A 13,061-nucleotide genomic window follows, 5' to 3' on the forward strand; every position below is an offset into this window, starting at 1 on the left:
TTCACAATTAAGCCAGAAGACAAGATTTATAACTAAGGTATATCCCAATGTATTCATATCATTCTATATTTGTTTTTTACTAATGTGAAATTAACCAGTTCTACCTGAAATGTTCAGATCGCTAAAATTCCTCGGTTTTATTTATGTGCTTTTTATATTCGCTATGAATTCTTGCCAGTTAAAGAAAAATAGTGAGGTAATCAACATAGGTTTCTCCCAGTGTATTAGTACAGATCAATGGCGGAAAGATATGAACCATTCTATGATGGTTCAAACCTCCTTATATCCTAATATCAGTTTAAAAATTAGAGAGGCAGACCGCAGTATAGAGAGACAAATAGAGCAAATCGAAGCTTTTATTAAAGAAGATGTGGATGTACTGATTGTTTCACCGCTTGAAACGCAAAAGATCGTACCGGTTATAGAGAAAGCGTATAATAAAGGGATACCAGTAATTCTTATTGACAGAAAAATTAATTCTGATAAATATAGTGCCTTTGTTGGAGCAGATAATATTGAGGTTGGAAGAATGGCAGCAAGCTATATTGCAGCATCTCCTAAAGAGAAAATCAATGTACTAGAAATTAAAGGAACAGATAATTCATCTCCTACTCTGGAAAGAAGTCTTGGGTTTAATCAGGTAGCAGAACGCGAAGGCAAAATAGAAAGTGTAATTACTATTGAAAATTATTCCGATGCGAAGTTTTCTGATATTTTGGATACGATTGATGTATCTAAAATAGATTTTGTTTTTGCCTTTAATGATATTCTGGCACGGTCGGCATGGCAGGTAGCCAAAAACAAAGATGTTACAGATGATTTAAAGTTTATAGGTGTTGATGGTTTGGTAGGTCCAGATGGAGGAATTAATATGGTTCTTGAAGGTACGTTGGAAGCGACTGTTTTATATCCTACAGGAGGGGCAGAGGCGATTAAACTTGCCAGACGTATTTATGAAGGAGAACAAGTTCAAAAAAACAATTCACTCAATATTACGCTTATCGATAAACTAAATGCTGGTATTATGAAAAATCAGTATGAGAAAATTAACGAGCAGCAGGAGGAATTGGAAAAGCAACTGGAAGCGATAGATGAACAGGAGCAAAAATATTATGTACAAAATAATCTTTTAAAAGTAGCCATGGCATTGCTTGCCATCATTTTGAGTCTGGCCGTTTATTCTATTTATTCCATTAGAATCATTAGAAGGAAAAATAAAGAATTACATCGAACCAATGAGAAAGTGGTATATCAGCGAAATCAAATTGAAAGTATTGCCGAAGAAGTCAAAAAGAGTAATGAGGCAAAAATGAACTTTTTTACCGGTCTTTCTCATGAATTTAAAACGCCTCTTACCTTAATAATGAGTTCCCTTGAGTCCATTCACATGGAATTAAAAGGTTCCAAATCCAAATACCAGTCCGATCTTGATGTTATAAACAGGAATTCTAAACGGCTGTTACGACTCATAAATAACTTACTTGATTTCAGGAGAATTGAAGATAAAGAGTTTAACCTGAAAGTGTCGAAAACAAATCTTTTCGAATTCTCTCAAAAAATTAGCAGGGATTTTAAAAGAGAAGCAAAAAAGCGTAGTATCAAATTCAATATTGAGACGAATAATGAAGATTTAACACTCCTGTTAGATAGTAACTTAATGGATAAGGTATACTTTAACCTGCTTTCCAATGCTTTTAAGTTCACTCCGGATCACGGAGAAATTTCTATTAAAATAGAACAGGTTCAGGAAGAAAACAGTGTGGAAATTCATTTTAAGGATTCAGGAATAGGAATTCCAAAGGATGAAATGAATCAATTATTCAAACCTTATTTTAAGGCCCGTAACAATAATAAAAACAGTTCAGGTATTGGTTTAGCTCTTTCCAAGCAGTTTGTGGAATTGCATCATGGGACAATTGATGTTCGATCGCATCAGGGAACCGAGTTCATTGTAAGCCTTCCCACCACAAATGAACATTTCAATAAAGACCAGATAGCGAATACAAAAGATGTGGTGCAGCCTTCTTATTTTGAATTACAATTTGAAACTGAATTGAGCGACACCCTACCGGCATCGCCGGGAGACAAAGTTGATAATCAATATTCAATTTTGATTATTGAAGATAACGAGGAATTATCGCGTTTCCTGAATAATAAGTTAGGAGTTCATTATAAAACTTATTTATCTGATGGCACAGATGCTTTAGAGCAGGCTTTCGAAATGATTCCGGATATTATCATTTGTGACATTAACCTAACTGAAAAGGATGGATTTGAGATTTGTGAAACCCTAAAAAAAGATCTAAGAACCTCTCATATTCCTACTATTATATTGACAGCTCTTAGTGATAGTGAATCGTATTTAAAGGGACTCGAAAGCGGAGCAGATCTCTATTTGACCAAACCTTTCAGCTATTCAATTCTAATCCAGTCTATAAAATCACTTCTTTACAATCGTGAAAGACTAAGGTATTATTATACCAATAATCTTTTCAAACTGGAAAAAGACAATAAGTTCCGGAATCATGAGCAGGAATTTATTTCCAGTCTGAACAATCTTATAAAGGAAAATCTGGATAATTCAGATTTTACGGTCGAGAAGCTTGCCGAGGATCTTAATATTTCCAGGGTACAACTTTATAGAAAGGTGAAAGCCCTTTTAGGTTTAAATGTAAGCGAGTATATAAATAACTATAAATTGGAGAGAGCAAAAATAATGCTTGAAGAAAGTGATTTATCTATTAGTGAAATTGCTTACAAAAACGGCTTTTCTACACCCAATTACTTCTCTACGTCTTTTAAAAATAAATATGGTTCCAGCCCGGCATCCTTCCGAAAGGATTTAAAAGATTACAATTAAATTAACAATAGTTTAATGTACCCTCAATTCTTAAGTAGCAGGTGACTCTATTCCTGTTCAATTATGTATCAAAAATATAAGTTCAGGTTACAATTTCAAAACTACAACGTTTTAGTAAATTCTTATTATATAATCTATAAGTCTGAATATCAGTATTTTACGAATAATTTTACAATTTTCTAACATATTTGAACGCAATTGAAACATTATCAAAATCGATATTCTGAAATTTAGAATAGTTTAGACAAATCGAGTAAAAAATGTGATAATGAAAAAAATTTGGATTTGGTCTTTGGTGGCTGCACTGGCAGGATTTCTCTTTGGATTTGATACTGTTGTAATCTCAGGAGCCGATAAGCAACTTCAGGAATTATGGCAAACTTCTGATGCCTTTCATGGTTCCATAGTAATGGCTATGGCCTTATGGGGAACCGTGGTTGGTGCTATTTTAGGAGGAATCCCCACCAATACTTATGGAAGAAGAAATACCTTAATAGGGATTGGAATTCTCTATTTGGTTTCGGCTTTAGGTTCTTCCCTGGCAGGTGACCCTGTTGTATTTGCAATATTCCGTTTTTTAGGTGGGCTCGGCGTAGGTGCTTCTACGATCGCCGCACCGGCCTATGTTTCTGAAATTGCTCCCCCAGATAAAAGAGGTAAACTTGTATCCCTTTATCAGTTCAATATTGTATTCGGAATTTTAATAGCCTTTCTTTCCAATTATCTACTCAGGGATTTTGGATCACAACCCTGGAGATGGATGATTGGGGCTGAAGTAGTACCAGCACTAATTTACCTTATTTTGGTCTTCTTTATACCAAAAAGTCCTCGCTGGTTGTATTCCAAGGGAAGGGTTGAAGAAGCTAAAAAAGTACTGAAGTTTATTCTCCCAAATTCAACAGATTTGGAAATTACTCTCAAGAAACTTGAGAAGCAGGCTGAAGTGGAAGAAGTCAATGAGAATATTTTTATGAAAAAATACAGATTCCCGCTTATGCTGGCATTTTTTATCGCATTCTTCAACCAGCTTTCCGGGATTAACGCTTTCCTCTATTATGCTCCCAGAATATTTGAATCTGCCGGACTTGGAGAAAGCACAGCTTTATTAAGCAGTATCGGCGTTGGAGTTGTAAACCTGATCTTTACCTTGTTTGGTGTTTTTCTTATAGATAGAATGGGAAGAAAAAAACTAATGCTCATTGGTTCTATAGGTTATATCATTTCCCTTAGTCTAGTAGCAATGGCATTTCTTCAGAATTGGGGTGGCATGTGGGTGCCCATTTTTCTTTTCCTGTTCATCGCATCCCATGCAATAGGGCAGGGTGCGGTAATATGGGTTTTTATTTCTGAAATTTTCCCGAATAAACTAAGAGCTTCAGGACAGGCTTTTGGAAGTTCCACTCACTGGATTTTGGCAGCGATAATTCCTTCCTTGGTACCGCTTTTATTTTCAACTATAGGACCCGGCTACGTTTTCGCCTTCTTCGCCTTTATGATGGTATTACAGCTCATTTTCGTGATTTTCATGATGCCTGAAACAAAAGGAAGATCCTTGGAAGATATTGGTCTCAATTTTTCAAAAAATAATAATAATTCAAAAATCATAGAACTGAATTCTACAAAATAATGAAACATTTTTCCACCCTATTATCCGGTTTAATATTGCTTTGTGTTTACGCTTGCGGAAATACAAACGCTGAACAAAAGGACGAAACAGCCAGTCACTTATCTGATTCCTTAGATAGTGATCCTTACCGTCCTAATTTCCATTTTACCCCTAAGGAGAAATGGATGAATGATCCTAACGGCCTGGTTTATCAAAACGGCCAATACCACCTCTTTTTTCAATATTATCCAGACAGTACCGTTTGGGGCCCGATGCACTGGGGGCATGCAGTGAGCAAAGACCTTTTAAACTGGAAGGAAAAGCCCATCGCCCTATACCCGGACAGCCTTGGTTATATTTTCTCAGGAAGCGCGGTAATAGATAAAAATAATACAGCAGGTTTTGGGCAAGATGCTATGGTAGCCATTTTTACCTATCATAATCCTGAAATTGAAAAAACAGGGAGTGAGAAATTCCAAACTCAGGGGATTGCATACAGTTTGGATGAAGGTGAAACATGGACAAAATATAAAGGGAATCCTGTGATTGAAAATCCTGGAATCCGGGATTTCAGGGATCCTAAAGTTTTCTGGAATGAGGATCTTGAAAAATGGCAAATGTTGCTTGCTGCCAAGGATCATATAGAATTTTTTGAGTCAGAAGATTTGAAGGACTGGAAAAAGTTAAGTGATTTTAGGTTTAATGATCAACCAGAATTGGGAGTATGGGAATGTCCTGATCTTTTTGAACTTCAGGTAGCTGGTTCAAATGAAAAGAAATGGGTTTTGATAGTGAGTCACGGTGGGGAAAGTTCTCCAAACGGAGGATCTGGGACAAGATATTTTGTCGGAGAATTTGACGGTAAAAAGTTTACGACCCAGCAGAAAGAAAGTCAGTGGCTGGATTTTGGAACCGATAATTATGCAGGTGTGTCTTTTAACAACGTACCAGATGGCCGGAGAATAGTTATAGGCTGGATGAGCAACTGGAATTATGCCACAACCACTCCAACCAAAGATTGGCGAAGTGCCATGACCTTAGCCCGGGAGTTAGAATTGATGAAAGATGATAGAGGTTATATCTTAAAAACAACACCAGTTAGGGAACTGGCTTCGGTTTCTAAGAATATTAAAATGGAACAAAATACTACGGAAAAAGGACTGGAGATTAAATCGGAAGAGCTTTCAAACAGCATAATAAGTTTTGAAATTGATAATCCCGAAGGCTTCAATTTAGTCCTGGCCAACGATTCGGGTAACACTTATGAAATTGGGTATAAGGATGGAACTTTTTACACAAACAGGAAGAATTCGGGAATTGTGGACTTCAACGAAAAATTTACAGAGAAAGAACCGCAGAAAATTCCGCTGGGAGATTTGGAAAAAATGAAATTGAAGCTCATCATTGATAAATCTTCCATAGAGATCTTTTTAAATGAAGGTGAGTACGCGATGACCAATCTGGTGTATCCCAAATCTCCCTGGAATACCCTCAAAATAGAGCATGATGAAAATACGAAGATCAAGGATTTGAAAACTCAAAAAGTGAACCTCATACTCGCAAATGCTGTAGATGAAAATAAATAGAACATTAACACAAACTAAACCGATGAAAAAAATGATTTTCTTAAAACTACTAGTAGTAGCCAGTTTGTTTACATCCTGCCATGATGACGATGTAGTTTTTATCGATGAAACTGATAATCTCAGGATTAATAAAATTCTGGAATTTAATTTTGATGAAACTACCGGCACCACGACTACTGAATCTCAAACAGAAAGCAGTTTCGAAATAGTAGGAAAAGCGGTTAGCCGCATGGCAGGGGTTTCTGGAAACGCCATTTTCTTTGATGGCTTAAGTAACGAAATCGATGGAGAGGTAAATACAAATCTATTGCCAGATGGGGAATTTACGGTTTCTCTATGGGCATCCCCAAGATCCTATCCCGTAGGTACTGCCGCAATGCTTGCGATGACTTCTGAAGGATCCAGTACCGGAGTAATGATAGGCCTTAATAAATTTGGACAGATCGTGGTACAATATTTCATAAACGGCTCTTTTGCCCAAACGGTTACCAACGAGGTAATTCCTAGAAATAAATGGAATCATATTATTGTGGGAATTAGCCCCGCATCCCAAAGTGTGGCCATTTATATGAACCGGGAATTGCTTACCACTGCCAATATACCATCAGGTTCTATTACCTGGCCGTCCGGTTCAACTCCTTTCAGTATTGGTAAAAACACTATGGGGCAAATGATGGGGATTTTTGATATCGATTATTATTCGGGAGGGCTGGATGAAATTCAGGTGTATTCAGGGTTTTCTACACCGGCCGTTTCTGATTTTATTTCTGCGCAGTATGGAGCTCCGGGCGAAGTTCAATATAATTTAAATCTTGATTATTCGGGCGATTCCAACAGGCCTCTTTACCATCCAATCCCCGACTTTGGTTGGGCAAATGAATCCTACGGACTTGTGCTCCTGGATGGGACTTATCATATGTTCTACCAGAAAAATGAAGTTTTTCTCGGGATTGCAAATCAAAACTGGGGTCATTTTACAAGTTCAGATTTGGTGAACTGGGAAGAAGAGGATGCCGTTTTATGGCCTTCTACCGGATGGGATAATTTTGGGATCTGGTCCGGGGATGCAATCATCCTTGAAGATGGCACTCCTGCGGTGGTTTACACCGGAGTAGATGGTGCAAGAGCTGGAATAGGTACTGCTTTTTCTAATGATAATTATCAAACTTTAGATAAGAATGATGGGAATCCCGTAATCGCTGCTGCTCCTGCTGAAGTTGACCTCGATTTTCGTGATCCTTATGTTATATTCAAAGATGGCTTATACCATATGATCATTGGCAGCGGAAAATCTGCTATTGGTGGAAATGTGGTGTATTATACCAGTGAAGATTTTGAAAACTGGAATTATGAAGGTGTACTTTTTCAGGGTGATAAAAATCAAGGTGAAGGAAGTTTCTGGGAAATGCCGGTGCTTCATGAAATGGAGGATGGCAGATTTATCCTTCTTGTTCAGAAAACTCCAGATGCTACTCCTGCAATCACCTTCTACTGGACAGGGACTTTTGAAAATGGAGTTTTTACACCGGAATTTGAAGATCCAAAATATCTTGAGATAGTAAATGGATTTTTATCTCCGGCGGTTGTCTTAGATGACGCGGGAAGGACTACGGCCATAGGCATAATTCCAGATGAGGTTGCCCCCGAATTTCAGCGGCAGCAGGGTTATGCCAACCTGTTTAGCCTCGCTCAAGTTTGGACATTGAATGCGGAAGGGACAATTCTAATAAAACCTCATCCAAATTTAGAGAATTACAGAGGTGAGGCAACCAATTTTGGCTCTATTAACCTGGAACCAGGATCTATTGGTAATATCAATTTCAGCGGAAGACATTTTGAAATGTTAACCTCCTTTAATACGGGTTCTGCAGATAGATTTGGATTTGTTCTGGGTCAATCTGAAACCAGTGGTGAAGAATACCGGGTCTATTATAATTTTGGAACCCAGGAATGGGTTGTTGATGCTTCAAATTCTTCAACATCCGACCTTGTAAGACGTGATGTGCGCAGAGGTTCCTTCAGCCTTACTCAGGGAGAAAATGTGGATTTAAGAGTTTTTGTGGACGGTTCTGTCCTGGAAGTATTCATCAACGGGCAATCCCATTTTACCGGAAGATTCTTCCCGGAAAGTGGTGATGCAAATGGAGTAGATCTCTTTGTAGAAGGAGGTTCAGCTTCCGCAGAGGTAACCATATTTGAAATAGAAAATAATTAAAAATAACGAACAGCTAAATATGAAAAATTTAATTGTGATATCGCTCTTATTATGGTCTCTGAGTTCCTTTTCTCAAACCAAGACCATTACCGGGACTGTATTGGACGAGAATGAAATGCCTATTCCGGGAGCTACAATTGTAGTAAAAGGCACCAGTCGCGGTACTATGACAGATTTCGACGGGAAGTTTCAAATAGAAGCTGAAGAAGGAGAAGTCCTTAGTATCTCTTTTATAGGGTTCAGCACTAAAGAATTACTCGTTGAAAGTGCCGGGAATTATAGAATAATGCTTAGTGATGATGTTTCACAACTCGACGAGGTCATTGTTACCGGGTATACTTCAGAAAGAAAATCTGATATAGCCGGTGCCATTACCGTAGTAGACGTGGAAGATCTCAACCGGGAGGTAAGTCCAAATATCATTACAAGTCTCCAGGGGCGTGTTCCTGGGATTCAGGTTAATTCAGGTGGTACACCCGGAGGGAATGATTCACAAATCACGATCAGGGGACTCACTACCATTACTGCCGGATCAAGTCCCTTATGGGTGATTGACGGGGTTCAAACTTTTAATCCCGCTTCTTTAAATCCTGAGGAAATCGCAAGTATTCAGGTATTGAAAGATGGAGCTTCTACAGCCTTGTACGGAACATCTGCAGCGAACGGGGTTATTGTGGTGACCACAAAACGAGGAAAAGAAGGAGTTTCTGAATTTTCAGTAAAATCTGAAACTACTTTGAATATGCTTCGCGATGATATTAATATCCTGAACGCAAGACAGTGGGCAGATGTTTATTACCAGGCCAGAGCCAATGATGGAATTTCCGGAGATTTTAATGTGCTTGCAGATAATGGTAGCGGCTTCGATCTTCCTGAATTCCTGGATGAAGCTGAATTGATTAGGGCTTCTGATACCGATTGGGTAGATGTGATCATCGATGATTCTTTTTCTTCTAATACAGACCTTAGTTATCGCTATGGAGAAGAAAATGCCCAGGTTTTTACCAGTTTAAATTACACTAAAGATAATGGTATTCAAAAACACACCTATTATGAAAGATATAATGCAAGATTAAATACCAGTTTCGATTTTTGGGATGACAGGATAACGATTGGAGAAAATTTTCTCTATTCAAATTTCAACGAAGTGAAAGCGAATGAATTTGAAAACGCCATTCTTCAGAATCCACTTATTCCAGTTTATACCGTAGATGGGGATTATACAGCTCCAACCATTCAGGATAAAGCTAATTCCCTGGCCAACCTATGGTCAAATAGGAAAAATGAACAGCGAAATAATCGATTTTTGGGAAATGTATTCGCGAATATTAAAATTATAGAGGGGCTTACTTTTGATACTTCCCTCAATTTCGATTATACACGATTCGCTTTTGATACCAGAACGCAACCTTTTGTTCAGGTAGGTCGTATCCCGAGTGTATTCAACAATATTACGGTGGCAAAAGACCGGAATAGTTCCCTGAGGACCATTTTCACAAATTTGCTTACTTATGAATTTGAAATGGACAAACATCGGTTCAATGTTTTGGGAGGGATAGAATTTACCAAAGAGGACTTTGAATCTGAAGTTGAATTGACTAATGGAGTGGATATTACAGAATATCCAACTTATATTATAAAAAGCGACGCCGAGTTTAGAACGGTTAGAAATGAGATCGATTACCGAAAAAGATCATTTTTTGGTTCGTTGAAGTATATTTTTGATGATCGCTATATCCTTTCCGGAAGTCTTCGTCGAGATGAATCTTCAAGATTCGGGCCTAATAATAAAACCGCATATTATCCTGCAGGTTCGGTAGCCTGGAATGTTTCGAACGAAAATTTCCTGGAAGATTCTAAATTTATTTCCAATTTAAAACTTCGTGGTTCCTATGGGATTAATGGAAATGACCAGATTCCCAATTATCTCTATTTAAGTACGTTTTTTGACAGCTCTATTGGTAATGCGATCGAGTTCCTCAATTATGATATCGATGGAGATGGTATTGGAGCAGCAGAAGGAATAGTGCAGGCAAGACAGGCGAATCCCGATATAAAATGGGAACAGACCGCACAGACAAATGTTGGTTTTGATCTTGGTCTTTTAAACAACAGAATAAGCTTAACTGCCGATTTCTTTGACAAAAGAACTACAGATCTCATCCTTCAGCCAATCCCACAGGCAATTAATGGGGAAGCAGAGCCACCTTTCATTAACGCAGGGGAAGTTTCCAATATTGGTTTTGAAGCAATTTTAAGTTACCGGAATCGAGGTGAAGGGGTTCTGCGTTATGGTATTGACTTGAACTTTTCACAATATGAGAATAATGTAGAATCCCTGGATACAGATAATAACTTCCTGCTTAATGGGGTTTCCATCACCAGAGCAGGAGATCCTATTGCCTCTTTTTACGGATTAATTGCTGATGGAATCTTTAGAACTCCTGAAGAAGTTGCAGTTCACGCTCAACAACCTGGAAAAGGCCTGGGTAGAATTCGATATCGCGATTTAAACAATGACGGCGTGATAAATACGGATGACAGAACGATAATTGGTAATCCTCATCCTGATTTCATTTACGGGATTAACCTGAATGTTGGTTATAAAGGTTTTGATCTCAGTGCCTATTTTGACGGGAAGCAGGGTCATGATCTTTATAATATTCAAAGAAACCTGGGAGACTTTACGTATTTCAGTTTTAATTTCGGGCAGAATACGCTTGATGCATGGACTCCTGAAAACGCGAATTCCAACATTCCGGCACTAAGTACCAGTAATGTAAACAATGAAACGCAGCCATCCAGCTATTTCGTTGAAGATGGGTCCTATTTCAGATTGAAGAATATTACGTTGGGATATACTTTCCCGCAACAAGTTTCAGACAATGTGGGACTCACTGATCTAAGGCTTTATCTTTCAGGACAGAACCTTTTCAATACAACCTCTTTTACAGGATTTGATTATGAGGTTGCTGGACTTGGTGCCGGGGGAATAGGAGTTGCCGGCTATGGGATACCACATACAAAGACAATCACTCTTGGAATTTCTACAAAATTTTAAACATATCTTATGAAAACAAATAATAAATTAAAAATCGTATTACTCCTGCTGGGAATAGGGGTGGTTGTCGGCTGTGTTTCAGAAGATGATCTCGAGGTAAAAGAATTCAACACCATTTCTGAAGATAATTTAGAACCGGAGGCTTTGGTTATCTCGGCCTACAGTGCTTTAGATTATAGATTCAACACCGGTCAATTCCGGGATCTTTGGCCCTTAGACCATGCTCCATCCAACTGGGGGACCTCAGATATTCGTTCCGGAGATGCCTACAAAGGTGGAGGTGGAACAGGCGATAATCCAGGTGGTGGTATGCATCAACTGGAAACCCATGATCTTTTTCCGTCCAGTGAAAATGGATATAACCTATGGAGGTCAATTTATTTTGGCCTAAAAAGAGTGGATGCCGGAATCAGGTTTCTTGTAAACCTTGAAGACGGGGAATTCGATAAGAGAGATGTACGGCTTGGAGAATTATATACACTAAGGGCTCATTTCTATTTTGAAGCGATGAAAAATTTTGGTTCTATCGTATGGTATGATGAAAACACTCCAGTTGTAGAACTTACTTCCATTCCAAATACTTTTGATGAAGCATTTATCTGGGAGAAGATTGAAGATGATTTAAATAAGGCAATCAGCCTTTTGCCTGATTCCCAGGTAGATCTTGGAAGGGTGAATGCAATGGTTTCCCGGGCGTATCTTGCAAAAGCTCACTTATACCAGGAGGAGTGGCAGGATGTGCTTACTCAAACCAATATCGTAATTAACTCCGGCCAGTATAGATTGGTTGAAGACATCGAAAGATTATATTCGGAACCGGGATATGGAAATCTAGAAAATATATTCGCAATCCAGTTTTCTATTAACGACGGATCTCAATTTGGGAACCTGAATTTTGGAGATCTTTTAAATTCTCCTGACAGTCCAAGCGATAACTCAAACCATCCTTATTTAAATGGGGATGATTTCCATAAACCTTCACAAAACCTGGCAAATGCGTTTAAGGTTGGTGATAATGGATTACCTCTTTTCAATAGCTTCAATTCAATTAATCTTGGTAATGATGATCTAGTAGATCCAAGACTCGACCACACTATCGGGCGGCCTGGAATAACCTGGAAGGACTGGACGCCAATGGCACAACAGCCTAACTGGAGCCGTGATATTGGTACTTATGGATTGTTTGTTCGGAAGAAAAACATGATTTATCCAACTTCGGACGGATTGGCATCCAATCCAAACGGATTTCCCTGGGCCTTAGGTAATCTGGATTTCCCGCTAATAAAATATTCAGATTTACTGCTTTGGAAAGCTGAAGCTTCTATAGAAACCGGAGATGTAGCTACGGGAATTGATATTATAAATCGAATTCGGTTAAGAGCAAAAAATTCCCCTTATGTAAAGGACTTTGAAAATCCTTCTGAGGATGCCGCCAATTATCTTATTAATACCTATTCAACAGGAATGTCACAGGAAATGGCAATACAGGCCTTAAGATTTGAAAGAAGATTGGAGCTTGCAAATGAAGGACATCGCTTTTTTGACCTGGTGAGATGGGGAATTGCCGCTACCTATACCAGCGAGTATATATCTAATGAACAATCCAGAAGACCCTACTTATCTGGTGCGAACCTGGCACCTCACGAATATTATCTGCCCATACCTCAGGTAGAGATCGATGCGAGTGGTGGAACTTATACCCAGCGTTCCGGATATTAATAAACTAATCAAGA

General features: G+C 38.5%; 6 protein-coding genes. All 6 read left to right on the plus strand.

Annotated features, from left to right (window positions below; translation table 11 throughout):
- The first annotated feature begins 109 nt into the window (after nt 1–109).
- The 6 genes from GILLI_RS12610 (at nt 110) to GILLI_RS12635 (ending at nt 13,047) form a co-directional block, all read left to right on the plus strand.
- Nucleotides 110–2,860, plus strand: a complete 2,751-nt coding sequence (locus tag GILLI_RS12610) for a substrate-binding domain-containing protein (RefSeq protein WP_006989501.1) — start codon at nt 110–112, stop codon at nt 2,858–2,860.
- Between the two features lie 268 nt (nt 2,861–3,128).
- A complete protein-coding gene (locus tag GILLI_RS12615) occupies nt 3,129–4,487 on the plus strand; it encodes a sugar porter family MFS transporter (protein ID WP_006989502.1) in 1,359 nt (452 codons plus the stop codon).
- On the plus strand, nt 4,487–6,052 hold the full coding sequence (locus GILLI_RS12620) for a glycoside hydrolase family 32 protein (protein ID WP_006989503.1): 1,566 nt from the start codon (nt 4,487–4,489) through the stop codon (nt 6,050–6,052). The genes GILLI_RS12615 and GILLI_RS12620 overlap by 1 nt, the downstream gene beginning before the upstream one ends.
- 22 nt (nt 6,053–6,074) lie before the next feature.
- A complete protein-coding gene (locus GILLI_RS12625) occupies nt 6,075–8,267 on the plus strand; it encodes a glycoside hydrolase family 32 protein (RefSeq protein ID WP_040506631.1) in 2,193 nt (730 codons plus the stop codon).
- A gap of 19 nt (nt 8,268–8,286) precedes the next feature.
- Nucleotides 8,287–11,328: a SusC/RagA family TonB-linked outer membrane protein gene (locus tag GILLI_RS12630; RefSeq protein ID WP_006989505.1), complete on the plus strand. Its 3,042-nt coding sequence runs from the start codon at nt 8,287–8,289 to the stop codon at nt 11,326–11,328.
- 9 nt (nt 11,329–11,337) lie between these two features.
- Nucleotides 11,338–13,047, plus strand: a complete 1,710-nt coding sequence (locus GILLI_RS12635) for a RagB/SusD family nutrient uptake outer membrane protein (protein ID WP_006989506.1) — start codon at nt 11,338–11,340, stop codon at nt 13,045–13,047.
- Nucleotides 13,048–13,061 lie beyond the last annotated feature (14 nt).

It is taken from the genome of Gillisia limnaea DSM 15749, assembly GCF_000243235.1.
GTDB lineage: Bacteria > Bacteroidota > Bacteroidia > Flavobacteriales > Flavobacteriaceae > Gillisia > Gillisia limnaea.

What these genes read in the sequence shown, in the direction of transcription:
- GILLI_RS12610 (WP_006989501.1), top strand. Translation starts at nt 110, where the DNA reads ATGTTCAGATCGCTAAAATTCCTCGGTTTTATTTATGTGCTTTTTATA.
- GILLI_RS12615 (WP_006989502.1), top strand. Translation starts at nt 3,129, where the DNA reads ATGAAAAAAATTTGGATTTGGTCTTTGGTGGCTGCACTGGCAGGATTT.
- GILLI_RS12620 (WP_006989503.1), top strand. Translation starts at nt 4,487, where the DNA reads ATGAAACATTTTTCCACCCTATTATCCGGTTTAATATTGCTTTGTGTT.
- GILLI_RS12625 (WP_040506631.1), top strand. Translation starts at nt 6,075, where the DNA reads ATGAAAAAAATGATTTTCTTAAAACTACTAGTAGTAGCCAGTTTGTTT.
- GILLI_RS12630 (WP_006989505.1), top strand. Translation starts at nt 8,287, where the DNA reads ATGAAAAATTTAATTGTGATATCGCTCTTATTATGGTCTCTGAGTTCC.
- GILLI_RS12635 (WP_006989506.1), top strand. Translation starts at nt 11,338, where the DNA reads ATGAAAACAAATAATAAATTAAAAATCGTATTACTCCTGCTGGGAATA.